Genomic DNA, 281 nt, shown 5'->3' on the forward strand with positions numbered 1-281 from the left:
TGATCAACTTTAGAAGACAATTCGGACATCCAAGGATATTGAGGTTTCACATAATGAGTAAAAACCTTTTTAATGGAGTTGATATTAGGCTTGAGTCCCTCTTCATAAGCTGACCTCCATAAGTGTAATCCCCAATTAAACACGAACCGAGCATAACCCGCGTGTTTGGCCATCAAGGTGCGATGACGGTCATTGAGTTTTAGTTTGGTTCGGAAAGCTTTGTAAGGTTATGGTCGAAAGGGAAGTCACCTTCCCCAACTCCACTTCCAAACCGTACTTGT

Annotated in this window: 1 pseudogene; it reads right to left on the reverse strand. The window is 42.3% G+C overall.

The features are described from left to right. Positions 1-227: pseudogene (locus P5683_RS26190) on the reverse strand (helix-turn-helix domain-containing protein); the annotation flags it as partial. Positions 228-281: the final 54 nt, after the last annotated feature.

Source organism: Limnospira sp. PMC 1279.21, from assembly GCF_032349615.1.
GTDB classification, from domain to species: Bacteria; Cyanobacteriota; Cyanobacteriia; order Cyanobacteriales; family Microcoleaceae; genus Limnospira; species Limnospira fusiformis.